At 67.9% G+C, this 25,402-nt stretch carries 21 protein-coding genes; 16 read left to right on the top strand and 5 right to left on the bottom strand.

Annotated features, from left to right (window positions below; genetic code table 11):
* The first annotated feature begins 47 nt into the window (after nt 1-47).
* Nucleotides 48-881 (top strand): CerR family C-terminal domain-containing protein, encoded by an 834-nt coding sequence (locus HWX87_RS04430; RefSeq protein ID WP_176045966.1) that lies wholly within the window; start codon nt 48-50, stop codon nt 879-881.
* 26 nt (nt 882-907) lie between these two features.
* On the opposite strand, the gene HWX87_RS04425 is transcribed toward HWX87_RS04430, so the two are convergent.
* Nucleotides 908-3,364: a mechanosensitive ion channel domain-containing protein gene (locus HWX87_RS04425; RefSeq protein ID WP_176045965.1), complete on the bottom strand. Its 2,457-nt coding sequence runs from the start codon at nt 3,362-3,364 to the stop codon at nt 908-910.
* A 327-nt stretch (nt 3,365-3,691) separates the two neighbouring features.
* Nucleotides 3,692-4,651 (bottom strand): LLM class oxidoreductase, encoded by a 960-nt coding sequence (locus tag HWX87_RS04420; RefSeq protein ID WP_176045964.1) that lies wholly within the window; start codon nt 4,649-4,651, stop codon nt 3,692-3,694.
* A gap of 1,219 nt (nt 4,652-5,870) precedes the next feature.
* Between HWX87_RS04420 and HWX87_RS04415 the strand changes: the two genes are divergently transcribed.
* The 4 genes from HWX87_RS04415 to HWX87_RS04400 all read left to right on the top strand — a co-directional run bounded on the left by HWX87_RS04415 (nt 5,871) and on the right by HWX87_RS04400 (nt 9,460).
* Nucleotides 5,871-6,767 (top strand): NAD-dependent protein deacetylase, encoded by an 897-nt coding sequence (locus HWX87_RS04415; RefSeq protein WP_244137593.1) that lies wholly within the window; start codon nt 5,871-5,873, stop codon nt 6,765-6,767.
* Nucleotides 6,764-7,405 carry a DUF938 domain-containing protein gene (locus HWX87_RS04410; RefSeq protein WP_176045962.1) on the top strand — a complete coding sequence of 214 codons (642 nt, stop codon included), beginning with the start codon at nt 6,764-6,766 and terminating at the stop codon, nt 7,403-7,405. The genes HWX87_RS04415 and HWX87_RS04410 overlap by 4 nt, the downstream gene beginning before the upstream one ends.
* A 97-nt stretch (nt 7,406-7,502) precedes the next feature.
* On the top strand, nt 7,503-8,915 hold the full coding sequence (gndA, locus tag HWX87_RS04405; RefSeq protein WP_176045961.1) for an NADP-dependent phosphogluconate dehydrogenase: 1,413 nt from the start codon (nt 7,503-7,505) through the stop codon (nt 8,913-8,915).
* A gap of 200 nt (nt 8,916-9,115) precedes the next feature.
* The gene (locus HWX87_RS04400) at nt 9,116-9,460 is read left to right on the top strand and encodes a DUF4148 domain-containing protein (protein ID WP_176045960.1); all 345 of its coding nucleotides are present in this window, start codon (nt 9,116-9,118) and stop codon (nt 9,458-9,460) included.
* Nucleotides 9,461-9,572: 112 nt separating this feature from the next.
* Here HWX87_RS04400 and HWX87_RS04395 read toward each other — a convergent pair whose 3' ends face one another.
* Nucleotides 9,573-9,893: a hypothetical protein gene (locus HWX87_RS04395; RefSeq protein ID WP_176045959.1), complete on the bottom strand. Its 321-nt coding sequence runs from the start codon at nt 9,891-9,893 to the stop codon at nt 9,573-9,575.
* 435 nt (nt 9,894-10,328) lie between these two features.
* On the opposite strand from HWX87_RS04395, the gene HWX87_RS04390 reads away from it, so the two are divergent.
* The gene (locus HWX87_RS04390) at nt 10,329-11,060 is read left to right on the top strand and encodes a peptidoglycan DD-metalloendopeptidase family protein (protein WP_176045958.1); all 732 of its coding nucleotides are present in this window, start codon (nt 10,329-10,331) and stop codon (nt 11,058-11,060) included.
* A 48-nt stretch (nt 11,061-11,108) separates the two neighbouring features.
* On the opposite strand, the gene HWX87_RS04385 is transcribed toward HWX87_RS04390, so the two are convergent.
* Nucleotides 11,109-11,747, bottom strand: coding sequence for a Pr6Pr family membrane protein (locus HWX87_RS04385; protein WP_176045957.1), 639 nt, complete (start codon nt 11,745-11,747; stop codon nt 11,109-11,111).
* Between the two features lie 227 nt (nt 11,748-11,974).
* Here HWX87_RS04385 and HWX87_RS04380 point away from each other — a divergent pair, with 227 nt between their 5' ends.
* From HWX87_RS04380 to HWX87_RS04360, 5 genes are all read left to right on the top strand, one after another.
* Nucleotides 11,975-12,511 carry a cytochrome b gene (locus tag HWX87_RS04380; protein ID WP_176045956.1) on the top strand — a complete coding sequence of 179 codons (537 nt, stop codon included), beginning with the start codon at nt 11,975-11,977 and terminating at the stop codon, nt 12,509-12,511.
* A gap of 156 nt (nt 12,512-12,667) precedes the next feature.
* Nucleotides 12,668-13,036, top strand: a complete 369-nt coding sequence (locus HWX87_RS04375) for a DUF2946 domain-containing protein (RefSeq protein ID WP_176045955.1) — start codon at nt 12,668-12,670, stop codon at nt 13,034-13,036.
* An 83-nt stretch (nt 13,037-13,119) separates the two neighbouring features.
* Complete coding sequence (locus tag HWX87_RS04370; RefSeq protein ID WP_176045954.1) at nt 13,120-15,252, top strand: TonB-dependent copper receptor; 2,133 nt, start codon at nt 13,120-13,122, stop codon at nt 15,250-15,252.
* Nucleotides 15,253-15,471: 219 nt separating this feature from the next.
* Nucleotides 15,472-16,566 (top strand): triacylglycerol lipase, encoded by a 1,095-nt coding sequence (locus HWX87_RS04365; RefSeq protein ID WP_176045953.1) that lies wholly within the window; start codon nt 15,472-15,474, stop codon nt 16,564-16,566.
* 3 nt (nt 16,567-16,569) lie between these two features.
* A complete protein-coding gene (locus HWX87_RS04360; RefSeq protein WP_176045952.1) occupies nt 16,570-17,604 on the top strand; it encodes a lipase secretion chaperone in 1,035 nt (344 codons plus the stop codon).
* A 37-nt stretch (nt 17,605-17,641) separates the two neighbouring features.
* Here the strand turns inward: HWX87_RS04360 and HWX87_RS04355 are convergent, their stop codons facing one another.
* Complete coding sequence (locus tag HWX87_RS04355) at nt 17,642-19,165, bottom strand: PLP-dependent aminotransferase family protein (protein WP_176045951.1); 1,524 nt, start codon at nt 19,163-19,165, stop codon at nt 17,642-17,644.
* Nucleotides 19,166-19,273: 108 nt separating this feature from the next.
* Between HWX87_RS04355 and HWX87_RS04350 the strand changes: the two genes are divergently transcribed.
* From HWX87_RS04350 to HWX87_RS04330, 5 genes are all read left to right on the top strand, one after another.
* Nucleotides 19,274-20,371 (top strand): ABC transporter ATP-binding protein, encoded by a 1,098-nt coding sequence (locus tag HWX87_RS04350; RefSeq protein ID WP_176045950.1) that lies wholly within the window; start codon nt 19,274-19,276, stop codon nt 20,369-20,371.
* Nucleotides 20,372-20,447: 76 nt separating this feature from the next.
* Complete coding sequence (locus HWX87_RS04345) at nt 20,448-21,494, top strand: ABC transporter substrate-binding protein (RefSeq protein ID WP_176045949.1); 1,047 nt, start codon at nt 20,448-20,450, stop codon at nt 21,492-21,494.
* Between the two features lie 110 nt (nt 21,495-21,604).
* On the top strand, nt 21,605-22,861 hold the full coding sequence (locus tag HWX87_RS04340) for an ABC transporter permease (RefSeq protein ID WP_176046340.1): 1,257 nt from the start codon (nt 21,605-21,607) through the stop codon (nt 22,859-22,861).
* Between the two features lie 46 nt (nt 22,862-22,907).
* A complete protein-coding gene (locus HWX87_RS04335) occupies nt 22,908-23,744 on the top strand; it encodes an ABC transporter permease (RefSeq protein WP_176045948.1) in 837 nt (278 codons plus the stop codon).
* Between the two features lie 215 nt (nt 23,745-23,959).
* A complete protein-coding gene (locus HWX87_RS04330; protein ID WP_176045947.1) occupies nt 23,960-25,378 on the top strand; it encodes an MFS transporter in 1,419 nt (472 codons plus the stop codon).
* The last annotated feature ends 24 nt before the right edge of the window (nt 25,379-25,402 follow it).

Here is a 25,402-nt window from a genome sequence, read left to right as displayed (position 1 = left end):
AGAATTGTGTCAAGTAGAATGTCGATCGATCGAATGACGAGGAAGGCATGAACGAAGCGAAGAAGCTGCGTCGCACGTCGGCGAGCGGCTACGCGCGCGGCGACGAAACGCGCCAGCGGATCATCGAAGCGGCGATCGAACTGTTCGGCGAACGCGGGTTCGCGGGCGCATCGACGCGCGAGATTGCCGCGATGGCCGGCGTGAACGCACCGGCGCTCCAGTACTACTTCGAGAACAAGGAGGGCGTTTACCGCGCGTGCGTGGAGACGATCGCCGAGAACGGCTGGGAGGTGTTCGCGCCGTCGGTCGGCCATGCGTGGGCGATGCTCGACGCGGACGCGGACGTCGACGTGCTGATCGACGCATTCGTCGGGCTGCTGCGCGCGTTGTCGGACCGGATGTTCACGGCGCCGAAGACGATGAACCAGCGGTTGTTCTTCGCGCGCGAGCAGGTCGGCCAGGAGCCGGCGAGCGCGAGCGAAATCCTGATGAAGCGCATGCGCAAGCCGCTGAACGACGTGAGTGCCGAGCTGATCGGCCGCATCTCGGGGCGGCCGGCCGACGATCCCGTCACGCGCTTGCGCGCGATGAGCCTGTTCGGACAGATCACGGTGTTCCACATCGCGGAGCGTTCTGCGCTGCAGGTGCTCGAATGGGATGCGTTCAATGGCGAGCGCGCGGCGCTGCTGATCGAGACGATCGCCGACCAGACGCGCGTGCTGCTCGAACAATGGCACGCGCAGTGCGATGCATTTGCCGCCGGTCCCGAGGCCGCCGCGCAGCGGAGGCCGCGTGCTGCGGCGAAACGCGCGGCGAAGCCGGGCGCATCAACCTCCGCACCGAAAAACACGCGGCGCGTGACCAAGCCCGCCGCACGTTGAGCGCGACGGGCCGCCAACCCCTCAAGTCAGTTCGGCTTGCGCGCCGGCTCGTCGTTTGACGGCGGCCGGGGCGCCGTTTCGGCGGCAACGCCGTTGCCGTCATGGCTGCCGTTCTCGCCGTTGCCGACCGGCCGCGATCCATCCGCATACGCGACGACGCTGCGCTGCGGATTGGCGATCCGGATCCCGCGTTCGCGGAACGTTTCCGCGATCCGCCGGTTGAATTCGCGCTGCACGCTCCAGCGCGTCGAGTCCGTGCACTGCATCTGTCCGGCCAGTGCGAGCGCTGCGCCGTCGACCTGGTCGATACCCCAGTAGCTGAAGTCCGACAGGATGCCGTCGCGATATTTCGGATCGTCGCGCAACGCGGCGCCGATTTCTTTCAGCGTCGCGATCGCGCGATCGATGTCCTCGCCGTACGCAATGCTGACCTTGACGGCTGCGTTGCCGAGCCCGCGATTCGTATTGTTGACGGTGGTCACCGAGCTGAACGGGATCGTATACAGCGACCCGTCACCCGCGCGCAGCCGCACGGTGCGGATCGACAGGTATTCGACCGTGCCCGACACGCCGGCGAGCGTGACCCAGTCGCCGACCTGCATCGCGTTTTCCATCAGCAGGAAGATCCCGGTGATGAAATCCTGCACGAGCTTCTGCGAGCCGAAACCGAGCGCGACGCCGAAGATGCTCGCGCCGGCCAGCAGCGGGCCGACGTTCACGCCGAGCTGGCTGAGACCCGTCAGCACGACGACGAGCGCGATCATCACGAACAGCAGCGAGCGCAGCATCGGCAGCAGCGTGCGCAACCGCGCCGCGCGCACCAGGTTGCCTTCGCGCGTCCAGCGCTGCAGGCGGCGCTCGATCGCGATGTTCGCGGCTTCCCATACGACGAGCGCGACGATCGCCGCGATCGCGATCGTCACCAGCGCCGATGCGAGCCGGTGGCCGATCGTGCCGGTCTCGAACGCGCGGAAGACCGGCACGCCCCAGGTCTGCAGCAGCAGCGCGAGCGTCACGATGCCGATCGCGCCCGAGACGATCTGGCGCAGCAGCGGGTAGTAGCGGTACGCGTGCAGGTGGACGAGCGTGCGGTCTTCGTCGCGGCCCTGGAACAGGCGCGCGAGCGCGCCGAACACGACGATCGACACCATCCGCATGCCGATCATCACGGCGATCGAGCGACCGCCGAGCGTGATCAGCACGCGATAGCCGTTGTGGACGTCGAGCGCCCACACGAACCACAGCGCCATCACGACGAAGACCGACACGGGGGCCCAGGCATCCGCGAGCGCGTTGCCGATCACGGCGAAGCTCGGACGGTCCGCACCGGCCGCGCGAATCCGCGCGGCGACTGGCTGGCGGCACTGCAGGATCAGCACCGAGATCATCACGTGCCCGACGAGCGCGACGGCTTTCAGCAGCGCGACGTGCCCGGCTTCGCTGAGGCCGAAGCTGGCGGCGATCTCGACCGCGGCCGTGCACGCGCCGACCACGATCACGATTCGCGCGATCGAGCGCTGCGCGAAATCGGCCCATGCGTCGCTGATATGCAGCAGCCGCAACTGCCGTGCGTCGGGCTGGAAGAACAGCCGGCTGACGATCGTGACGAGCCGGCAGATCACGTAGATGTCGATCAGCGCTTCGAGCGCGGATTCGATCGGCGTGCCAGCATCGCCGATCAACGACATCGTCAGGCTCGCGACGCCGACGAACACGAGCAGCGGCACCACGCGCAGCGCGAGGCTGACGAGCGCGCGCGGCATCCGGTGCAGCAGCGTGGTGTGACGCCGCGCGTGGCCTTGACCTTGGGATGAGGCCGGCGCGGCTTCGGCGGCATCGGTGGCGTCGGGCGGTGCGGATGTGTCCGGCGGCGCGTCGTCGTCGGGGATGACGGAGTCGGGTACGGTGGGGCGCGAGGTGCCGGCGCGCCGCGCGGCCACTGCGGCCAGCGCACGTCGCAACAGCCGCTTCGCGAACCATTCGACGAAGAGCGCGGGCGCGAGCACGGCGAGCATGATCCAGATCGCGTGGGCGAGATCGGCGCGCTCGTCGGCGCGCACCAGCCTGTCATGCCACCAGCTGCCGACCGAACCGACATCGAGCAGCGAGCGCAGCGATTCCTTCAGCGCGCCGCCGATTTCGGTGCTCCAGCGCGACCCCTGGCGGACGAGCATCGACGCGAGCCCGTTCGACGTGAGCGCGGTCGGGGCCGAGACGGCCGATGCGCTGCTGGCCGCGGCCGCTTCGCTGGCGGCGACCGCGGGCGCACTCAATGCGCCGACGGCCGCGATCGCGCGCAGCGTTGTTTCAACCTGCGCGCGCTCGCGCGGATTTTCGAGCACATCGAGTGCCTGCTGGGCCTGTTGCGGCGTCAGCGCAGGCTTGGTGCCGGTGGCGGCCGATGCAGCGGCCGGAACGGGGGCGGCCGCATGGGCGGCCGACACGACGGCGGCAAGCAGCCAGCCGAGGAGGAAATGTCGCATGGAGTAGGCATGCGGGGGCGCATCGGCGCGCGGCCCGCCAGGCTGAACGATGGACGGAAGTTAACATGATCGCGCTCGGAGCCGAATAGTTCCGTCGACGACTATTCGAATCGGGCATGCGCGAGGCGGCGCGGGCGTTTGCGGCGCGCTCGCGCAGGCAAATGTCTGACTCAGGTTCCGGCTCGTCCGGCAGCCGGGGGAGCCCCGCTCGCGGAAGCGTAAGGTCTTTGTAACGTTCGTTTGCAGCAGGAGGCGAGCAGTGCGTTGCAACGTCAGCATTCGCCCGAGCGGGTACGACGCATCAGATGAATTCGGATTCCTGAAGAGTCACGAATGTTCGCCGTGAAAGACCGGCAGCACGTGTTCGGCGATTTCCTCGATGATGTCGCGCACGGGCCGGTCGGATCCCGGGTTCAGCGTGACATGATGCGTGCCGGCCGCACGCATGTCCTGCAGGATGTCGATCAACGCGCGGCGCCCGCTTGCGTAGCCGAGCGAGAGCGCGGTGGCCGGTGCGTCGGGGCCCGTGGCGAGGTCGAGTCGCATCGATACGCCGAACGCGCGGAATTCGGGCGACGCGAGCCGATCGACCGCCGCGCGCCACATCGAATGGCGTGCGCGCTGCGTGTCCGGATCGCGGTGGTACGTCATCCAGCCGATCGAGTGCCGCGCGATCCAGTCGACGCTCTGTCCGCCCGAGCCGACCGCGAGCATCGGCACGACGTCGTCGGCGCGCGGCAGCAGCATGAATTCGGGCGCGTCGGCCGGTGCTTCGTCGGGCAGCACGCGGGACGGCGCACCCAGTGCGGCCGCGACGACGTCCCAGTGCGCGCGATAGCGGTCGCGACGCGTTTCCGCATCGACACCGAACGCCGCATATTCGGGCGGCCGGTCGCCGGAGCCGAGCCCGAGGATGAAGCGTCCGCCGGACAGCGTCGCGACCGACAGCGCGCCTTTTGCGATGTGCAGCGGATGACGCAGCGGCAGCACGATCGCGCCGCTGGCCAGCGCGATCCGGCGCGTGCGCGCCGCCAGTGCACCGAGCAGCACCCACGGGTCGAGATGGCCGACCGGGTCGGGGTAGTCGGCGCTGTTCAACGGCACGTCGCGAATCCACAGCGCGCGAAAGCCGAGCGTATCGGCCAGTTCGGCGAGTTCGAGCTGCTCGTTGAAGTCGGCGACGATATGGCCGCCGCGAAGCAGCGGCAGCGTGAGGCCGATCGACAGCTGTCCGTCCGAAAAGACGCGATGGGCGGCGTCAGGGCGGGCAGGGGCGGGCGTGGTCATGTCGGATCCTTGGAGACGATGCAAAGCGGATGCGCGGTGTTCCGTGTCCGAATGCTAGCGTGTTTGAGCAAGGCGAGAGCCGCGCGGCATGCGCCGTCCCCGGCGCTACGCGACCCGCGGCGTCACGCCGCGCGGTACGAGGCCGAGGCGTGATGCCACGCGTTGCGACGCGCGATTGTCGCTGTCGTGTGTCGCACGTGCGTCGGGGGCGGGTTCCGGTCAGGCGGCGGCGAGCTGCCCGATGCCGGTAGATCCGGTCGCGGCGGGCTGTCACGGTGGGGCGATTGTAAGACGATTGTCCGTGGCGCGCAGACGCAACGCGTCGGCCTCCGCCCGGAACGGGCCACTCCAGCCCGACGCCGCGCATGGCTGGCCATCGTCGTGCCGACGGGCGTTTCAGTTTCGAAACGTTCGCGCTTTCTGACGGTGCGCGATCCCTTCCGGCGACCTTGCCGGTGCCCGCGGGGCCTTGCGGCGCGAAGCATGGTGCGCTCCTTGCATATCTGTATGGGCCGTGAGTGCGATCGCAGGGCGCAGTCGGCCCGACGATCGCTTCAGTGGGTCGGACGTATCGGAGACGGGGACAAGAGAATGAAAAGAGACCGAATCGCAACGTGGCGTGTTGCAAACATGAATCGCCGACCTGCCAGGGTATTCGCGTCGCCGTTGATTGCGGCGACGTGAGCGCGCGGCTTTCCGTTCCATCCGAGCAATCGGGTTCGTTCTGAACGACAACGTGCATGTTTGACGCACGAGGCCGACCGGTGACGGTCGGCCGTCGGGGATGAGCCCCGAATGCATGCGGATGGCTCCGGCCTGGATCCCGGATCGTCATGCCGTAGCGCAACGCGAGTCGTCGCGCAGCGGATGCGTTCGCGCGCCGCGCGTTGCGGCGTGGCGGACCTGATCGGGATTGCACGGAAGCGCCGGCGGCGCAACGCAGCGCGCAGCATCGTGGAACACACGTAGTCCAGGGGAAGCGTTCACCGGTGGCCGCATGGTGGACGTCGCAACTTTGTGCTGTCAGTTGATCCACTACCCCGATGGATCAATTGTTGAAGCGCCCATCGCCGAGTGGCGAATGGGCGTCTTTTTTTGTGCGCCGGTTTTGCGCGGGGGCCGCCGGCCGGATCGTGCGGCGTTCTGTATCATGTGTTGGCGCGCGGGCCGCTCGTGCGGTCGCACGGCCTGCCGGCGCGCCCGATCACGCATTGCCAACATGAACGACAAAGCCTTGCACGACCCCTCAACCGCTGGCGTCGACCCGGCCGCGCTCGATGCGCTGCATGCGTTCGTCGAGCGTCATCCGCGCCTGCTCGTGCTGACCGGCGCGGGCATCAGTACCGATTCCGGCATTCCGGGCTATCGCGACCGCAACGGTCAGTGGATGCGCTCGCCGCCGATCCAGCTTCACGAATTCCTCGGCTCCGATGCCGCGCGGCGACGCTACTGGGCGCGCAGCATGATCGGCTGGCCCGTCGTCGGCCGCGCGCAGCCGAACGGGTCGCACGTCGCGCTGGCGCGGCTCGGCGGCGCGGGCCGGATCGAGCGCCTCGTCACGCAGAACGTCGACGGCCTGCACCAGCGCGCGGGCAGCGACGACGTGATCGAACTGCACGGCGGGATCAACGGCGTGACCTGCCTCGAATGCGGCGCGCACCATGCACGCGCGACGATCCAGGACGTGCTCGAAGCCGACAATCCGGAATTGCTGGGCGCACAGGCCGAGCCGGCCGCGGACGGCGACGCGCACCTCGAATGGGCCGCGCTCGACACGTTCCGGATCCCGGCGTGCCCCGCATGCGGCGGCCTGCTGAAGCCGGCGGTCGTGTTCTTCGGCGAGAACGTGCCGCGCGAACGCGTGGCGCTGGCGTCGCAGGCGCTCGACGCGGCCGATGCGCTGCTCGTCGTCGGTTCGTCGCTGATGGTGTATTCCGGCTACCGCTTCTGCGTGTGGGCGCAGGCGCAGCAGAAGCCGGTCGCCGCGCTCAACCTCGGCCATACGCGCGCCGATCCGATACTGACGCTGAAGGTCGAGGCGCATTGCGCCCCGGCGCTCGACGCACTGACGGCCCGTCTGGGTCTGGGCGGCAACACCATGGAGCATGCATCGTGACCGGCGCTACCTCTTCACCCGATCCTTCCGCGCGGCTGCTGGCGCCCGCGGCCGAACGCAACCGCGGGCCGATCCTCGACGTGTTGCGCCGCGTGCTGCCGGCGAGCGGCAGCGTGCTCGAGATCGCGAGCGGCACCGGCCAGCACGTCGTTCATTTCGCGCAGGCATTGCCGGGCCTGCGCTGGCAGCCGAGCGATCCCGACGAACAGGCGCGGCACTCGGTCGCCGCGTGGATCGCGCATGCGGGCCTCGCGAACGTCGCCGGGCCGCTGGCGTTCGATGTGCGCGATGCATCGTGGCCGGTCGCGGCACTCGATGCGATCGTCTGCATCAACATGATTCATATCTCGCCGTGGGCCTGCACGGAAGCGCTGTTCGCGGGCGCGGCGCGGTTGCTGCGGCCGGGCGGCGTGCTGTTCCTGTACGGCCCCTATCGTCGCGAAGGCCGGCACACGGCGCCGTCGAACGAGGCATTCGACCTGCAACTGCGCAGCCGCGACCCGTCGTGGGGCGTGCGCGATCTCGAGACCGTCGTCGCGCTCGGCCTCGATCGCGGGCTCGACTGCATCGAGGTCGTCGAGATGCCGGCGAACAACCTGAGCGTCGTGTTCCGGCTGCTGCCGCACGCGGAGCAATGACACGCAAGCGCGCATCGACGCCGGGTTTCCACTATCCTTTCGCCTGTGCGCGCGGCCCGGGTCGGGTCGCGCCCCGTTTTTTCCGGAGAATTGACTAATGGGCAAACAAGCAATCGGTGTGATCGGGCTCGCGGTGATGGGCCGCAATCTCGCACTCAATATCGAGAGCCGCGGTTACGCGGTGTCGGTGTTCAACCGCAGCCGCGAGAAAACCGACGAACTGATCGCCGAATTCCCCGGCCGCAACCTGGTGCCGACCTATACGCTCGAGGAGTTCGTCGCGTCGCTCGAAACGCCGCGCCGGATCCTGATGATGGTGAAGGCCGGCGAAGCGACCGATGCGACGATCGCATCGCTCAAGCCGCTGCTCGAGAAGGGCGACGTGCTGATCGACGGCGGCAATACGCATTTCACCGACACGATCCGCCGCAACCAGGAACTCGCGCAATCGGGCCTGCACTTCATCGGCACCGGCGTGTCGGGCGGCGAAGAGGGCGCACTGCGTGGCCCGTCGATCATGCCCGGCGGCCAGCGCGACGCGTACGACCTCGTCGAGCCGATCCTCAAGCAGATCGCCGCGAAGGCGCCGTCGGACGGCGAGCCGTGCGTCGCGTACATGGGACCGGACGGTGCGGGCCACTACGTGAAGATGGTCCACAACGGGATCGAATACGGCGACATGCAGCTGATCGCCGAAAGCTACTCGGTGCTGAAGGACGTCGCGGGCCTGACCAACGACGAGCTCGGCGCGGTGTACACCGAATGGAACCAGGGCGAACTCGACAGCTACCTGATCGAGATCACGTCGAAGATCTTCGGCAAGAAGGACGAAGAAACCGGCAAGCACCTCGTCGACGTGATCCTCGATCGCGCCGCGCAGAAGGGCACCGGCAAGTGGACGAGCCAGAACGCGCTGGATCTCGGCGTGCCGCTGCCGCTCATCACCGAATCGGTGTTCGCGCGCGTGCTGTCGTCGCTGAAGACCGAGCGCGTCGCGGCCAGCAAGATCCTGTCGGGCCCGGCCGCCGCGCCGTTCGACGGCGATCGTGCCGCGTTCGTCGAAGCCGTGCGTCGCGCGCTGTACCTGAGCAAGGTGATCTCGTACGCACAGGGCTTCGCGCAACTGCGCACGGCATCCGAAGAGTACGGCTGGAACCTCGATCTCGGGACGATCGCGAAGATCTTCCGCGCGGGCTGCATCATCCGCGCGCGCTTCCTGCAGAAGATCACGGACGCCTATGCGAAGGATCCGGCGCTCGCGAACCTGTTGCTCGATCCGTACTTCAAGGACATCGCCGCGAACTACCAGGCATCGCTGCGCGACGTCGTGGTCGCCGCCGTGAAGGCCGGCGTGCCGGTACCGGCGTTCGCGTCGGCGATCGCGTACTTCGACAGCTACCGTTCCGAGCGGCTGCCGGCGAACCTCGTGCAGGCGCAGCGCGACTTCTTCGGCGCGCACACGTTCGAGCGCACCGACAAGCCGGGCAGCTTCCACGCGAACTGGTCGTAACCGGCCCGCGGGGGCGGCATTGTTGCGAAAATCTATACTCTGAATAGGGTTTTTCTATCCCGGATGCCGACATTGTTGGCTCCGGGGAAACAGTGTTTTCGTTCTTTCATGGTTTTCCCTAGGTGCTGCCGGGACTAAACTCTGTTCCATCGCTGCAGACATGGTGTGTGCGGCGGAGCAAAAAAATCCCGGAGGTAATCATGAAATCGCTGATCGCAACGTTCGCTGCAGCTGCCGTCCTCGCCGTTCCCGCCGTCTCGTTCGCCCAACAGAACGCGCCCGTCACCCGTGCACAGGTGAAGGCCGAACTCGCCGCCGTCCAGCAGGCCGGCTACAAGCTGGGCAGCGACCGCACGAACTACCCGGAAGGCATCCAGGCTGCTGAAGCCCGTCTGAACCCGCAACAAAACGTCGCCGCGGCCGACACGACCGGCTACGGCGCACAACCGGCCGCCGCGCAAGAATCCGGCGCACCGGCCAAGGCCAAGACCGGCTGGCAAGTCAAGCGTATCGCTGACGACGCCCCGATCTACAAGGGTCGTTAATGGTGCGGCCGCTTCGGCGGCCGGATCCGACCCCCTGCAGTACAAACAGCCCGTCGTTCCGTTATGCGGAACGACGGGCTGTTTTCATTGGCGGCGCGGGATGCGCCGGCGCTCAATGCAGCGGGCGGCGGCCGCGCGCGATATCGCGGAACAGCGCTTCGGCCGGTTCCAGCACCTGCAGCCACGTTTCGTCGTAGCCGCTCAGCGTGTCGAGCGCGTCGCGCAGCCGTTCGATCGCGAGGACCGGCAGCTCGACGCTGTGGCGCGTGGCGCCCGTCATGTGCGCGACGCTCGCCAGCTGGACGAGCGCGTCGGCCGCTTCAGCGACATCGGTCGCGAACAGCAGGTGCCGGTTGAGCAATTCGACCAGGCTGCTGGAGCCGGCGAAATCGTCGGCGTCGAGCTGCACGGAAAGAAACGTCGCGTTGTTCATTGTCATGCTCCTCGTTGTCATTGGATCGCGCGCTGCATCCCCGAGTATAGGCGGCGATCGAAGAGGGGAATGTGACGGGGACGAGATGGCCGGCGCGCGCGGCGGCGCGGGTGGAAAACCCGCGCCAGGCCCGCCGGACGGCCCGCACGGCGCGGCTTGCGGGCCGTCGCCACACCCGTGCGGCGGTGCAAGATTGTTGCCGGAACAGGCAGCTGACGCAGTCCCGACCGCGACAAATGGTATCTTTGCCGGTCGGGACGACACTGAAAAGTGCGAAGAAGGGGCCGGTGAGCCCATTCGCAACGACGTTCCGCTGTGGAAACTGACGGCCGCGAGAGCGGTCGGATACTGGTTGGTCCGGCCGTTCGGCCGGACATCGTGCGGCGCGCACCGGGGGGCGGTGGGCGGCGCCACGACGCAAATCCGGGAGGACCCTTGAGAGAAACTATTCCCATCCACGATGCGCTGACGCGCTGGTTGCCGCAGGCGGCGCTCATCGCCGCAGCCGTCGCGCTGTCGGGCTGTACGCTGACACCGTGGACTGACAGCTGGCAACCGGCGCGCCAGCCGACCTCGATGTCGGCTGCGACGCCGGGCGTGATCGCCGGCTATTACCGCGTGAACCCGGGCGATACGCTCGCGGGCGTCGCGAGTGCCTACGGGCAACGCGTGCAGGACGTGGCCAGCTGGAACCACATGGCACCGACCGACGCCGTATCGCCCGGCCAGGTGCTGCGCGTGGCGCCGCCGTCCGCCGCGCCGTCGCCCGGGCAGCCGTCCGCCGCGGCCGCGCCGGGCTCGCTCGCGTGGCCGGCAACGGGTATCGTCGCGACGCCGTTCGCGACTGGCAAGACGCGCGGCATCGTGATCGCCGCATCCGGGCCCGACCACTCGGTGCGGGCCGCGGCGAACGGGCGCGTGGTCTACGCCGGGTCCGGCGTCAAGGCGTACGGTCCGCTCGTGATCCTGAAGCACGACAACGGCCTCATCACGGCCTACGGGCACAACGGCAAGCTGCTCGTCAACGAAGGCGACGCGGTGCGCCAGGGCCAGCCGGTCGCCGAAATGGGCACCGACGCGAACGGCCGCTCGACGTTCGAGTTCGAAGTCCGCCAGAACGGCAAGGTCGTCGATCCGATGAACTTCCTGCCGCGCAACGGCGGCTGACGGCCCGCAGTATTCCGTGTGCGCCGGGCGGCGCACACGCTCCCGCCTTCATCCCCCCTTGAGTGTCGCGGTACCGGACTGTCTCGCGTGATTGCCGAGCCAGCGGATGCCCAATGCGAGCGCCGCCGCGCCAAGCGCGATCAGCGAACACTGGATCGCGACCGGCAGGTAGCCGTGCGGGCGCGGATCGACGAACGGGTAGGGATACCAGTTCTCGAGCGCACCGCGCACGAGTGTATAGCCGAGATAGACGACCGGAAAACCGAGCCAGGCGAACGCGCTGCTTCGCGCGATCGGCCGGCGCGGCTCCACGTACAGCCAGTCGCACAGCATCACGAGCGGCACGATCCGGTGCAGCACCCAGTTGTTGAACGCCGGCGTGACATGGCGCAGCGCATCGAGCCGCGCCAGCAGGAGTTCGTAGACGATCGCGGTGATCAGCACGTACAGCACGGCCGCGCCGCGCATCGATTCGTAGCGGGCCGACCCGGGGCGCGCGATGCGCCAGAGCCCCGCGGCCAGCATCGCGGCCGCGTAGAGGCTGCTCAGTTGCGTGAAGTAGCTGAGATAGTTGCCGAGATGGAAGCTCGGCAGGCGCCAGTAGTCGGCGACGCTGTGCAGCGTGGTGGACACCGCGAGCAACGCGGCGGTCAGCCGATAGGCCGCAACGAAGAACGCTTTGCTCATGATGCCCGCGCGCCGTCGCACCAAAGCTTCATCGTGCCACAGCCGTTTGCGCGCGCGATGCGGACTTTCCATATGAGGGACGCGCGCGGTGCGCGTCGACGATTCGTCGGATATTTGACCGTGTCGCGTAAAACCGGACGCCCGTGCGGCTACAATCGTGAAAGCCTGGCCGGGCGCAGAACCGGTTGCCGCCCGTGCGCCACCCCGCATACCACACGAGACGAAGCATGAGAAACATCCTCGCGAAACAGACGCGCTACAGCTCGCCCGCGATCTTCTTCCACTGGGCCATCTTCGTGCTGGTGGCGCTGGCCTACCTGGCCATCGAGATTCGCGGCCCGAAGGGCAGCGACAGCCGCGTGTTCTGGATGAACGTGCACCTCACCGCAGGCACGTTCGTGCTGGTGCTGTCGGTGTTGCGCGTGCTGTGGCGCATCGTCAGCCGCGTGCCGGAAGCCATTCCGCAGGCGGTGCTGCTGCGCTGGCTGTCGAGGCTCGCGCATGTCGCGCTCTACGTGTTCATCATCGCGCAGCCGCTGCTCGGCATCATGATGATCAACCTGGGCGGCAAGCCGGTGTCGCTCGACTGGCTCGGCGTGTCGTTCACGCTGTTCGGCCCTGACAAGGCGCTGCGGCCGACGATCAAGGAAGCGCACGAACTGATCGGCAACGCGTTCTACTTCGTGATCGGCCTGCATGCGCTGGCCGCGCTGTACCACCACTTCATTCGGCGCGACGACGTGCTGCGGCGCATGGCGCCCTGATCGCCAACTGCGTGGCATGCCTCGCAGGCGGGGGCGCATGGTTGTGCTGACAACCATGCGCCCCCGGTCCGTTTACCGGCATGGATGACTGTTCAGCACGTTGAACATTCTGTAACATCTCGGCTGTTTTTACATTCCGCTTACTCGCCGCCGCGCATGCTGCACCGACATCGTCACCTGACCGCCTGGCTTGGCGTGCTCGCGATCTGGATCGCGATCGCGGCGCCGCTGGTGTCGCAGTGGCGCGTCGCGCAGGCGGCCACGCCGGACGCCATCGTCTGCAGTGCAGAACATGGCGCGCACCGGTCGGCCGATGCGGGCAGCATGCACGATCACGCGTCGCATCTCGACGCATGCGGCTACTGCGGCTTCTTCGCCCATAGCCCCGCGATCGGTGCGCCTGCTGCTGCGCCGTTCGATTCCATCCCCGCCGTTTCCGTGTCCGCTGCCGCGCCGCCTGTCGTCGCGGCGCGCGCCGACCGCTATCCGCGCGCGTATCCACGCGCACCGCCCGAGCGCGCCTGACGCGCTGTTATCCGTTCTTACTACCGCCGATATCCGTGCGGCCCGTCGCGGCCGCGTGGAGGGCGTCACTCGGGCTTTCGATCATGACCAATTTCCAGTTGCGTGCGCCGCGGGCGTCGCGCAATGCCTGTGCGCGGCGCGTGCCGCGAATGTTGAAACTTACCGTTCCCGCGCTCGCTGCCGGCGCGCTGGCAGCGAGTGCTGCGGCGGCCGAAACGGCGCGTGCGGACGTCGTGCCCGTGAACGAGTCGGCCGCGCTGCTGCCGCCCGTCGAGGTCGTCGCGGCGCCGCTGTCGACGCCGCTCGTCGTCGTCACGGATCCGAAGGCGCCGCGCCAGCCGCTGCCTGCCAGCGACGGTGCGGATTACCTGAAGACGATCCCCGGCTTCACGTCGATCCGCAGCGGCGGCACGAACGGCGACCCCGTGCTGCGCGGGATGTTCGGTTCGCGGTTGAACATCCTGGCGAACGGAATGCCGACGCTCGGCGCATGCCCGAACCGGATGGATGCGCCGACGTCGTACATCGCGCCGGAAAGCTATGACAAGGTCACCGTCGTGAAGGGGCCGCAGTCCGTGCTGTACGGTCCCGGCGCGTCGGCCGGCACCGTGCTGTTCGAGCGCGTGACGCCGCGATTCGAGCGTCCGGGCATGCGTTTCGACGGCAGCCTGGTCGGTGGATCGTTCGGCCGCAACGACCAGAACATCGACCTGACGGCCGGCACGCCCGACGTCTACGGCCGCGTGACCGCGAACCACGCGCATTCGCAGGACTACCGGGACGGCAACGGCAACACGGTGCCGTCGCAGTGGGACAAGTGGAACGCCGACGCGGCGCTCGGCTGGACCCCCGACGACCACACGCGCGTCGAGCTGACCGCCGGCACCGGCGACGGTTATGCGCGCTACGCGGGCCGCGGGATGGACGGTGCGCATTTCCGCCGCGAGACGGTCGGGCTGTCGTTCGACAAGCGGCACCTCGGCGACGTGCTCGACCGGATCGAGGCGCGCGTGTACTACAACGAGGCCGATCACGTGATGGACAACTACACGTTGCGGCAGCCCGACCCGACCAGCAGCATGCCGATGCGGATGGCGGCCGACGTGCGGCGCCGCACGGTCGGTGCGCGCGCGGCCGCGACGTTCCGTTTCGGCGACGACTTCAAGCTCGTGACGGGTATCGACGCGCAATCGAACCGGCTCGATTCGCGCTCGTCGATGGGGCAGCAGAACTACCGCGACCAACCGTGGGATGCGCAGGCGACGATGTGGAACGCGGGCGCGTTCGGCGAGCTGACATGGTATGCGAGCGAAGTGTCGCGCGTGATCGGCGGCGCGCGCGTCGACTATGCGAGCGCTCGCGACAAGCGCGCGATGAAGAGCGGGATGATGATGAGCAAGCCGAACCCGACCTTCGACGACGATCGCTCGCGCGTGTTGCCGAGCGGCTTCGTGCGCTACGAGCGCGATCTCGCGGCGCTGCCCGTCACGTGGTACGCGGGGATCGGTCATGCGGAACGCTATCCCGACTACTGGGAACTGTTCTCCGCGACGCGCGGGCCGGCCGGTTCGCTCAACGCATTCTCGGCGGTGCAGCCGGAGAAGACCACGCAGATCGACATCGGCGCGCAGTACAAGAGCGACCGTTTCGATGCGTGGGTGTCGGCGTATGCCGGCTATGTACAGGACTTCATCCTGTTCAACTACGCGGCCGGCATGATGGGCCCGACCACGCAGGCGACCAACGTCAACGCGCAGATCATGGGCGGCGAAGCGGGCGTGTCGTGGCGGCCGGTTGCGCCGCTGCGCGTCGAGACGTCGCTCGCGTATGCATGGGGGCGCAACGTGGCAAGCGGCGATCCGCTGCCGCAGATGCCGCCGCTCGAGGCACGCATCGGGCTCGAATACACGCGCGGCGCATGGTCGGCCGGCGGCCTGTGGCGGATCGTTGCGCCGCAGCATCGTTATGCACTGAACGAGGGCAACGTGGTCGGCAAGGACTTCGGCCCGAGCGCCGGATTCGGCGTGCTGTCGCTGCATACGCAATACAACGTCAGCAAGACCGTGCAGATCTCGGTCGGCGTCGACAACGTGCTGAACAAGGCCTACACCGAGCACCTGAACCTCGCCGGCAACGCGGGCTTCGGCTATCCGGCGAACGCGCCGGTGATGGAGCCGGGCCGGACCGCATGGGTGCGCGTGAGCGCGAAGCTGTAGCGCGCGGCGCGTGTGCATTGCAGCATGCACGCGCGCGAATGCGGCCCCGCCCGAATGGGCGGGGCGCGTCAACCGATTAGAGAACCGTGTCTAGTCAGGGCGCAAACGTTCGCGACTCGTGATTCACTCCCGCATTCGACGCACACGGTGCGCGCGATGCAGCGTGCGCGTCGATCCGGTGTCATTCGCACCGGCAGCACAATAATCAGGAGAACATGCATGGCCAGATCGATGCGTTCCAGGGTAATGGCAGGGGCAGTGGCATGTGCGATGAGCGTCGCACCGTTCGCGGGGACGACCGCGCTGATGACGCTCGCGACGACACCCTCGGCGATGGCGGCGACCGCGCCCGCCGACAACTACGCGGCGACGCGTTATCCGATCATCCTCGTGCACGGGCTCACCGGCACCGACAAGTACGCCGGCGTGCTCGAGTACTGGTACGGTATCCAGGAGGATCTGCAGCAGCATGGCGCGACCGTCTATGTCGCGAACCTGTCGGGCTTCCAGAGCGACGACGGCCCGAACGGGCGCGGCGAACAGCTGCTCGCCTACGTGAAGACGGTACTCGCCGCAACGGGGGCGACCAAGGTCAATCTCGTCGGTCACAGCCAGGGCGGGCTGACGTCGCGCTATGTCGCGGCCGTCGCACCCGATCTCGTCGCGTCGGTGACGACGATCGGCACGCCGCATCGCGGCTCCGAGTTCGCGGACTTCGTGCAGAGCGTGCTCGCGTACGATCCGACCGGGCTGTCGTCGACGGTGATCGCGGCGTTCGTCAATGTGTTCGGAATCCTGACGAGCAGCACTCACAACACGAATCAGGATGCGCTCGCATCGCTGCAGACGCTGACGACCGCGCAGGCGGCGACCTACAACCAGAACTATCCGAGCGCGGGCCTTGGTGCACCGGGCAGCTGCCAGACCGGCGCACCGACGGAAACGGTCGGTGGCAACACGCATCTGCTCTATTCATGGGCCGGCACGGCGATCCAGCCGACGCTTTCGCTGTTCGGCGTGACGGGTGCGCAGGATACGAGCACCATTCCGCTCGTCGATCCCGCAAACGCGCTCGATCCGTCGACGCTCGCGCTGTTCGGCACCGGCACGGTGATGATCAACCGTGGCTCGGGCCAGAACGACGGGCTCGTGTCGAAGTGCAGCGCGCTGTACGGCAAGGTGCTGAGCACGAGCTACAAGTGGAACCACATCGACGAGATCAACCAGCTGCTCGGTGTGCGCGGCGCGTATGCGGAAGATCCGGTCGCGGTGATCCGCACGCATGCGAACCGGTTGCAGCTCGCGGGCGTGTAATCGATGACGGCACGTGAAGGGCGCGCGCCGCTGGCGCGGCGCGCAGCAGTCTATGGTGTCGTGGGGCTGGCGGCGATCGCCGGCGTCGCGATGTGGAGCGGGGCGGGGTGGCATCGCGGGTCGGGCGCCGCCGGTGACGCACCGGACGCGGCAGCGGCGGGCGGCGTCACGGCTGCCGCACCGCAGGCCGCCGTGCCGGCGAGCACGGGCTTGCCGCCGTCGCTGGCCGGTTCCAGCGCGCCGCGGTTGCCGCTCGATGCCGGCGGCCATCTCGCGAAGTCGCGCGCGGTACGCGATTTCTTCGACTATTGCCTGACTGCGCAGAGCGACCTGAGCGCGGCCGCGCTCGATGCGTTCGTCGTGCGCGAGATCGCCGCGCAGCTCGATGGCACGGCTGCGCAGGGCGAGGCGCTCGACGTGTGGCACCGGTATCGCGCGTATCTCGACGCGCTCGCGAAACTGCGCGATGCCGGCGCGGTCGACAAGTCCGATCTGGGCGCGTTGCAGCTCGCACTCGATCAGCGCGCGTCGATCGCGTACCGCACGCTCGGCGACTGGAGCCAACCGTTCTTCGGTGCGGAGCAGTGGCGGCAGCGCTACGATCTCGCACGGCTGAAGATCACTCAGGATCGCTCATTGACCGATGCACAGAAGGCCGAGCGGCTCGCGGCGCTGGAGCAGCAGATGCCGGCCGACGAGCGGGCGGCGCAGCAGCGCATCGACCAGCAGCGTGCCGCGATCGACCAGATCGCGCAATTGCAGAAGAGCGGGGCGACACCCGATGCGATGCGCGCGCAGCTGACGCAGACGCTCGGCCCCGACGCCGCCGCGCGTGTTGCGCAGATGCAGCAGGACGACGCGTCGTGGCAGCGCCGCTATGCGGACTACGCAGCGCAGCGTGCGCAGATCGAATCGGCCGGCCTGTCTCAGCAGGACCGCGACGCGCAGATCGCCGGGTTGCGGCAGCGTGTGTTCACGAAGCCCGGCGAAGCCGTGCGCGCGGCATCGCTCGATCGCGCGGCCGGCGGCACGCAATGACGCGGGCGTCGCCGCGTGTGGCCGGTCTCGTGCGGCCTCACGCGGCGCGCGTGATGTCGCGCGGCAGATGCTGCTCGATGGTATCGGCGAGCGTGTCGAACGCGGGCCCGATGCCTTCGTGCGCGACGCACGCATAGCCGAGCAGCAGGCCCTGTCGCGCGGTGTCGAGGCTGCTGTAGTAGCTGGTCAGCGGGCGGACGATCACGCCCGCATCGAACGCGCTCTGCGTGACCGCGCGATCGTCGCACGCGTCGGGCAGGCCGAGCACCAGATGCAGGCCGGCCTCGTCGCCCATCACCGGGAGCGCATCGCCGAAGCGCGCGCGGATCGCGTCGATCATCAGTTGCCGGCGCTCGCCGTACAGCGTGCGCATTCGTCTGACATGTGAAGTAAGGTGGCCGTCCATGATGAATTCGGCGAGCACGGCCTGCTGCATCAGCTGGCCTTCACGGTACAGCTCCGACAATCCGGTGCGGAACGTATCGACCAGATGCTCGGGCACGACCATGTAGCCCATCCGCAGCCCCGGGAACAGCATCTTGCCGAGGCTGCCGACGTAGATCACGCGGCCGCCGTCGTCGAGCCCCTGCAGCGACGCGAGCGGCCGGCTGCCGTAGCGGAATTCGCTGTCGTAGTCGTCTTCGATGATCCAGCAGCGGTGCTGGCGCGCGTATTCGAGCAGCATCCGGCGCCGCGCGAGACTCATCACCATGCCGAGCGGGTACTGATGCGATGGCGTGACGAGCACGAGCCGCGGCGGATGCTGCATGTCGCTCGCGCGCGGGTCGAGCCCTTCCTGGTCGACCGGCACCGGTGCGAGCGTGAGGCCGGCCGCCTGCAGGACGCTGCGCACGCCCCAGTAGCACGGCTCCTCGACCCACGCGCGATCGCCGATGTCGGACAGCAGCCGCACCGCGAGATCGATCGACTGGTGGATGCCCGTCGTGATGATCACCTGGTCCGGCGAGCATTTGACCGAGCGCGCGACGCGCAGGTAATCGGCAAGCGCGCGCCGCAACGGCCGGTAGCCGCCGCCCGGCGCGTAGGTCAGCAGTTCGGGATTGGCTTCCTTCCACAGCCGCGCCTGCAGGCGGCTCCATGTGCGGCTCGGAAATTCCGACACGTCCGGCACGCCCGGCATGAACGCACCCCACTGGCGGCGCGATACACCGGCGTGCTCGATCAGCTGCCGGCCGCGCGTCGACAGGCTGCCCTGCGCATCCGGCGGCGGCAGTTCGTCGGCGGCTGATGGCGCCGGCGCGGTGCCCGGTGCGTGGATCGCCGCGGCGTCCGGCCGCGTATCGGCCACGTAGGTGCCGCTGCCGGTCGTCGTCAGCACGTAGCCTTCCGCCGTCAACTGGTCGTACACATGCAGCACGGTATTGCGCGCGATCGACAGGTCGCCCGCTAGCGTACGCGAGCTCGGCAGTTTCGTCCCTGGCCCCAATTCCCCGGTCAGGATGGCTTGCTGCATCAGCTGCAGCAACTGCCGGTACATCGGCTCCGGCGAGCTGCGGTCGAGACGGGCGGAGAGCCAGTCGGCGACGATCACGGTATCCAAAGTGGTCCTACTTGGAATATTGAAATGGTTCCCTAGTATAGAACCGTGCGCGCCGTATAGTGGCTCGCATCTCAAAATCAATTGTCGCGAAGCAAGGGGACAGCCACGATGAAGTCCGATGATGTGATCGTCAGCTTTCGCGGCGTGCGGAAGACCTACGACGGCGAAACGCTGGTCGTCAAATCGCTCGACCTCGACATCCACCGCGGGGAATTCCTGACGCTGCTCGGGCCGTCGGGTTCGGGCAAGACCACGTGCCTGATGATGCTCGCCGGTTTCGAATTCCCGACCGGCGGCGAGATCCGCCTCGACGGCGAGCTGCTGAACAACGTGCCGCCGCACAAGCGCAACATCGGCATGGTGTTCCAGAACTACGCGCTGTTTCCGCACCTGACGGTCGAGCAGAACGTCGCGTATCCGCTGACCGTGCGCAAGCTGCCGGCCGGCGAGCGCGCGGAGCGCGTCGCGCATGCGCTGAAGATGGTGCAGATGGAGCGCTTCGCGAAACGCTATCCGGCGCAGTTGTCGGGCGGCCAGCAGCAGCGCATTGCGCTGGCGCGCGCACTCGTGTTCGAGCCGAAGCTGGTGCTGATGGACGAGCCGCTCGGCGCGCTCGACAAGCAGCTGCGCGAACACATGCAATACGAACTGAAGGCGCTGCACGAGAAGCTCGGCGTGACCTTCGTCTACGTGACGCACGACCAGGGCGAGGCGCTGACGATGTCCGACCGCGTCGCGGTGTTCGACAAGGGCATCGTGCAGCAGCTCGACACCGTGGACCGCCTGTACGAGTCGCCGTGCAACGAATTCGTTGCCAACTTCATCGGCGACAGCAACCGGCTGCGCGGCACCATCGCGCGGGTCGACGGCGAATTCTGCGAGTTCCGGCTCGACGACGGCACGAAGCTCGTCGGCCGCCACATCGGCGAAGCCGCCGAGGGCGCATCGGCGGTCGCGTGCATCCGCCCCGAACGCATGAGCCTCGCGGCCAACGGCCACGCGAACGGCGCCGCCGCGAACCGCCTGAGCGGCGAGGCGCGCAGCCTCATCTATTTCGGCGATCACGTGCGCATGCGCTGCGCGCTGCCCGGCCAGGACGAATGCTTCGTGAAGGTGCCGCTCGGCACCGGCGCGCTCGACGCGTTCTCGCCCGGCGCGCCGGTCTCGCTTGCATTCGCACCCGAACACCTGCGCGTGTTCGCGTGACCCCGGTTTCACCGTTTTTCCGCAGCACGTCGTCAACAACAAAGCCCACTTCCACCACGAGAGGAGAGGAACCATCATGAAACGAGCAAGCTTTACTGCGCGCCGCACGGCACTCGCGCTGGCACTGATCGCGTTCGGTGCATCGGCATCGGCTGCGGAACTCACGGTCGTCAACTTCGGCGGCGCGAACGGCGACGCACAGAAGGCCGCGTTCAACCAGCCGTTCGAAAAGGCAACCGGCAACAAGGTCACGGCCGTCGAGTACAACGGCGAGCAGGCGAAGGTGAAGGCGATGGTCGAGGCGAAGCACGTCAACTGGGACGTGGTCGAAGTCGAATCGGGCGACCTGAACCGCGGCTGCGACGAAGGGCTGTACGAGAAGCTCGACTGGTCGAAGATCGCGAAGAAGTCCGACCTGATTCCGGAATCGCCGCAGGTGTGCGGCGTCGGCTTCTTCGTGTGGTCGACCGCGCTGTCGTACAACGCGGACAAGCTGAAGTCGGCACCGACCGGCTGGGCCGATTTCTGGAACGTGAAGAAATTCCCCGGCAAGCGCGGGATGCGCAAGGGCGCGCGCTATAACCTCGAATTCGCGCTGATGGCCGACGGCGTCGCGACGAAGGACGTCTACAAGGTGCTCGGCACGAAGGCCGGCCAGGACCGCGCGTTCAAGAAGCTCGACGAATTGAAGCCGTACATCCAGTGGTGGGAAGCGGGCGCGCAGCCGCCGCAGTTCCTCGTCGCCGGCGACGTCGTGATGTCGACCGCGTACAACGGCCGCATCGATGCCGCGCAGAAGGAAGGCAAGAACCTGAAGGTCGTGTGGAACGGCAGCATCTACGACCTCGACTACTGGGCGATTCCGAAGGGCTCGCCGAACAAGGCGCTGGCCGAGCAGTACATCGCGTATTCGCTGACGCCGAAGCCGCAGCAGGCCTATGCGCAGCACATCGCGTACGGCCCCGCGAACATCGCGGCGATCAAGTCGCTCGACGCGAAGACGCTCGCGAACCTGCCGAACTCGCCGGCCAACGGCAAGAACGCGGTGCTGGAAGACATCGGCTTCTGGACCGACCACAGCGACGAGCTCGAGCAGCGCTTCACCGCATGGGCGACGAAGTAACCGGTCAGGCATCCTGAAGGTGTCCTGATGCAACCGGCCGCGCGACGCGTCGATCGTGTCGCGCGGCATTCCGCCGGAACGTGCCCGGCCGGAGAGAACCGTTGAATACGATGACGATCGCGCCTTCCTCGCCGTCGACCGCCGCGCTCAAGCGCGAGCTGAAGGCTGCCGAGGCCCGCAAGCGCACGATGGCGCTGCTGCTGGTCGCGCCGCTCGCGATTTTCCTGCTGCTGATCTTCGTCGTGCCGATCGGCACGCTGCTCACGCGCGCAGTGCAGAACCCCGAGATCGCAACCGCGTTGCCGAATACGGTCGCCGCGCTGTCGGGCTGGGACCGCAAGGCGCCGCCGGCCGACGCCGCGTATGTCGCGCTCGCGGCGGACATGACGAAGGTGGCCGACAGCGAGGCGATGGGTGCGCTCGCGCGGCGGCTGAACACCGAGATTCCCGGCTATCGCTCGCTGGTCGCGAAGACGGCGCGCGCGATGCCGCTGAAGGGCGACAACGACGCGGCGCTGACGCCCGCGCAGACGCGCGAGAAAATCATCGATCTCGATTCGCGCTGGGGCGACGCCGCGTACTGGCAGGCGATCGCGAAGAACGGCAGCCAGGTATCGCCGTTCTACCTGCTTGCCGCGCTCGACCACAAGCAGGACGGCTTCGGCCACATCGTGCAGGCCGATCCCGATCAGTCGATCTATCTCGCGATCTTCGGCCGCACGTTCGTGATCGGCATCGCCGTCACGCTGTTCGCGCTGCTGCTCGGCTATCCGCTCGCGTACTGGATCTCGACGCTGTCGGAACGGCGCGCGAACCTCGTGATGATCCTCGTGCTGATTCCGTTCTGGACGTCGGTGCTCGTGCGCGTCGCCGCGTGGATCGTGCTGCTGCAGAGCGAAGGGCTGATCAACAAGGCGTTGATCGGCAGCGGGCTGATCTCGCATCCGCTGACGCTGCTGTTCAACCGCGTCGGCGTGTACATCTCGATGACGCACATCCTCCTGCCGTTCATGATCCTGCCGCTGTACAGCGTGATGAAGTCGATCCCGCCGACCTATCAGCGTGCGGCCGTGTCGCTCGGCAGCCATCCGTTCTCCGCGTTCTGGCGCGTGTACGTGCCGCAGACCTATCCGGGCGTCGGCGCGGGCGCGCTGCTCGTGTTCATTCTCGCGATCGGCTACTACATCACGCCCGCGCTGCTCGGCGGGCCGAACGACCAGATGGTCAGCTACTACGTCGCGTACTTCACGAACGTGACGATCAACTGGGGCATGGCGTGTGCGCTCGGCGGGCTGCTGCTCGCGGCGACGCTCGTGCTGTACGCGGTGTATGGGCGCTTCACGCGCACCAACGTGAGCCTCGGCTGAGCGCCGGGGCAGAAATACGTCACGAAACGGGAAGGGGATTCGGACCATGAAACTCGCCAGGCCGATGTTCGCGCCGCACATGTCGTTCGTCGAGCGCGCGTGGTACGTCGCGTTGCGCGTGCTCGTCGTGCTGACGCTGCTGTACCTGATCCTGCCGGTGCTCGCGATCGTGCCGCTGTCGTTTTCGTCGAGCACCTTCCTCGTCTATCCGATTCCGGGTTTCTCGACACGCTGGTACGAGAACCTGATCGCGTCGGACGAGTGGCGGATGGCCGCGAAGAACAGCTTCATCGTCGCGCCGTCGGCGACCATCGTCGCGACCGTGCTCGGCACGCTCGCCGCGATCGGTCTCACGAAAGCCGACTTCCGCGGCAAGGGGTTGCTGATGGCCGTGCTGCTGTCGCCGATGATCGTGCCGGTTGTCGTCGTCGGCGTCGGCATGTACCTGTTCTTCGCGCCGCTCGGGCTCGCGAACACCTACACCGGGCTGATCGCCGCGCACGCGGCGCTCGGCGTGCCGTTCGTCGTGACGACGGTCGCCGCGACGCTGCAGGGCTTCAACCAGAACCTCGTGCGTGCGAGCCTGTCGCTCGGCGCGAACCCGGTGTCGACCTTCTTCCGCGTGACGCTGCCGGTGATCGCGCCGGGCGTGATGTCGGGCGCGCTGTTTGCGTTCGCGACGTCGTTCGACGAAGTGGTCGTCACGCTGTTCCTCGCGGGCGCGGACCAGACGACGCTGCCGCGCCAGATGTTCACGGGTATCCGCGAGAACATCAGCCCGACGATCGCTGCGCTCGCAACGATCCTGATCATCTTCTCGACGAGCCTGCTGCTGGCGCTCGAATGGCTGCGCGGGCGCAATGCGCGGCGCGCGGTGAGCTGACCCGTCACGTCCGGCACGATGCGCCGCCGCGCATGGGGCACGCGGCGCATTTTCTTTCATTCTGCTGACTGACGACGCGGTCGCCTGCACGTTCGATGCGGCTCTGCAACAATACGGGGCGCGGCGGCGCGCGTTCCGTGCGGTGCGACCGGAACGCCGCCGCGAGTCCAATCCGCGACGTGGCGCAACGCGTCGCTCGTCAGCCGAGCCTCATCTTGTCCGAATTCGCTTCCCCCGCCGGCGCCCATGAGCCGGCCGTCAACTGGCGCGCGATGTCCGCCGTGCTGCTGGCCGTCGCGCTCGCGACGCTCGACACCGCGATCGCGAACACCGCGCTGCCCGCGATCGCCGCCGACCTGCATGCGTCGCCGGCCGCTTCCGTGTGGATCATCAACGCGTACCAGCTCGCGATGGTCGCGACGCTGCTGCCGTTCGCCTCGCTCGGCGACATCGTCGGCCACAAGCGCGTGTATATCGCCGGGCTTGCGGTGTTCACGCTCGCCTCGCTCGGCTGTTCGCTCGCGTCGACGCTGCCGATGCTGACGGCCGCACGGATCGTGCAGGGCTTCGGCGCGAGCGCGATCATGAGCGTCAACGTCGCGCTGATCCGCGGCCTGTTTCCCGCGCACCGGCTCGGACGCGGCGTCGGCTTCAATGCGCTCGTCGTCGGCGTGTCGTTCGCGGTGGGGCCGACGATCGCGTCGCTGATCCTGTCGGTCGCCGCATGGCCGTGGCTGTTCGCGGTGAACGTGCCGCTCGGCGTGATTGCGCTCGCCGTGGCGATTCCGTCGCTACCGCAGACGGCGCGCGGCAAGCATGCGTTCGATCCGGTCGCCGCGCTGTTCAACGTGATCACGTTCGCGTCGCTGATCTTCGCGCTCGGCGAATTCGCGCAGCGCGGGCCGCTTTCGATCGTGTTCGCATCGGCCGCGGTTGCGCTCGCATTCGGCTGGCTGCTGATCCGCCGCCAGGCCGGGCACCCGGCGCCGATGCTGCCGGTCGACCTGTTTCGCCGGCCCGTATTCACGCTGTCCGCGCTGACGGCCGTGTGCGCGTTCGCCGCGCAGGGGCTCGCGTTCGTGTCGCTGCCGTTCTATTTCGAAACCGTCCTGCATCGCAGCGCGGTCGAAACGGGCTTCCTGATGACGCCGTGGTCGGCGATCGTCGCGTTCGCCGCGCCGATCGCGGGCCGGTTGTCGGATCGTTATCCGCCGGGCCTGCTCGGCGCGATCGGGCTCGCGTTGCTGAGCGCGGGCATGGTGTCGCTCGCCGCGCTGCCGGTGTCGCCGAGCGTCGTCGACATCGGCTGGCGGATGATGCTGTGCGGCGCGGGCTTCGGTTTCTTCCAGTCGCCGAACCTGAAGGCGCTGATGTCGAGTGCGCCGCCCGAGCGCAGCGGCGGTGCGAGCGGGATCATCGCGACCGCGCGGCTGATCGGGCAGGCGACGGGCGCGGCGCTGGTCGCGCTGTCGTTCGGGATCGCGGGGCGCCACGGGCCGACGCTTGCCTTGATGCTCGGCGCAGGGTTCGCCGGGGCCGCGAGCGTCGCGAGCGGGCTGCGGCTGTTCGCGCCGTCGCATCGCGCGGGTGTGCCGGCCGCGCCGGAACGCGCGAAGGAGCGGGCGGTGGAGTAGGCGTTATAAACCGGCGCGCGGCAA

Origin of the sequence: Burkholderia sp. BCC1644 (genome assembly GCF_902833225.1) — a bacterium.
GTDB lineage: Bacteria > Pseudomonadota > Gammaproteobacteria > Burkholderiales > Burkholderiaceae > Burkholderia.
Note: the sequence above shows the minus strand (reverse complement) of the source record. Positions and strands in the feature narration are given on the sequence as shown.

What these genes read in the sequence shown, in the direction of transcription:
- HWX87_RS04345 (WP_176045949.1), top strand. Translation starts at nt 20,448, where the DNA reads ATGAAACGAGCAAGCTTTACTGCGCGCCGCACGGCACTCGCGCTGGCA.
- gndA (WP_176045961.1), top strand. Translation starts at nt 7,503, where the DNA reads ATGGGCAAACAAGCAATCGGTGTGATCGGGCTCGCGGTGATGGGCCGC.
- HWX87_RS04350 (WP_176045950.1), top strand. Translation starts at nt 19,274, where the DNA reads ATGAAGTCCGATGATGTGATCGTCAGCTTTCGCGGCGTGCGGAAGACC.
- HWX87_RS04340 (WP_176046340.1), top strand. Translation starts at nt 21,605, where the DNA reads ATGACGATCGCGCCTTCCTCGCCGTCGACCGCCGCGCTCAAGCGCGAG.
- HWX87_RS04400 (WP_176045960.1), top strand. Translation starts at nt 9,116, where the DNA reads ATGAAATCGCTGATCGCAACGTTCGCTGCAGCTGCCGTCCTCGCCGTT.
- HWX87_RS04420 (WP_176045964.1), bottom strand. Translation starts at nt 4,651, where the DNA reads ATGACCACGCCCGCCCCTGCCCGCCCTGACGCCGCCCATCGCGTCTTT.
- HWX87_RS04360 (WP_176045952.1), top strand. Translation starts at nt 16,570, where the DNA reads ATGACGGCACGTGAAGGGCGCGCGCCGCTGGCGCGGCGCGCAGCAGTC.
- HWX87_RS04370 (WP_176045954.1), top strand. Translation starts at nt 13,120, where the DNA reads ATGACCAATTTCCAGTTGCGTGCGCCGCGGGCGTCGCGCAATGCCTGT.
- HWX87_RS04365 (WP_176045953.1), top strand. Translation starts at nt 15,472, where the DNA reads ATGGCCAGATCGATGCGTTCCAGGGTAATGGCAGGGGCAGTGGCATGT.
- HWX87_RS04380 (WP_176045956.1), top strand. Translation starts at nt 11,975, where the DNA reads ATGAGAAACATCCTCGCGAAACAGACGCGCTACAGCTCGCCCGCGATC.
- HWX87_RS04415 (WP_244137593.1), top strand. Translation starts at nt 5,871, where the DNA reads ATGAACGACAAAGCCTTGCACGACCCCTCAACCGCTGGCGTCGACCCG.
- HWX87_RS04335 (WP_176045948.1), top strand. Translation starts at nt 22,908, where the DNA reads ATGAAACTCGCCAGGCCGATGTTCGCGCCGCACATGTCGTTCGTCGAG.
- HWX87_RS04425 (WP_176045965.1), bottom strand. Translation starts at nt 3,364, where the DNA reads ATGCGACATTTCCTCCTCGGCTGGCTGCTTGCCGCCGTCGTGTCGGCC.
- HWX87_RS04395 (WP_176045959.1), bottom strand. Translation starts at nt 9,893, where the DNA reads ATGAACAACGCGACGTTTCTTTCCGTGCAGCTCGACGCCGACGATTTC.
- HWX87_RS04385 (WP_176045957.1), bottom strand. Translation starts at nt 11,747, where the DNA reads ATGAGCAAAGCGTTCTTCGTTGCGGCCTATCGGCTGACCGCCGCGTTG.
- HWX87_RS04430 (WP_176045966.1), top strand. Translation starts at nt 48, where the DNA reads ATGAACGAAGCGAAGAAGCTGCGTCGCACGTCGGCGAGCGGCTACGCG.
- HWX87_RS04375 (WP_176045955.1), top strand. Translation starts at nt 12,668, where the DNA reads ATGCTGCACCGACATCGTCACCTGACCGCCTGGCTTGGCGTGCTCGCG.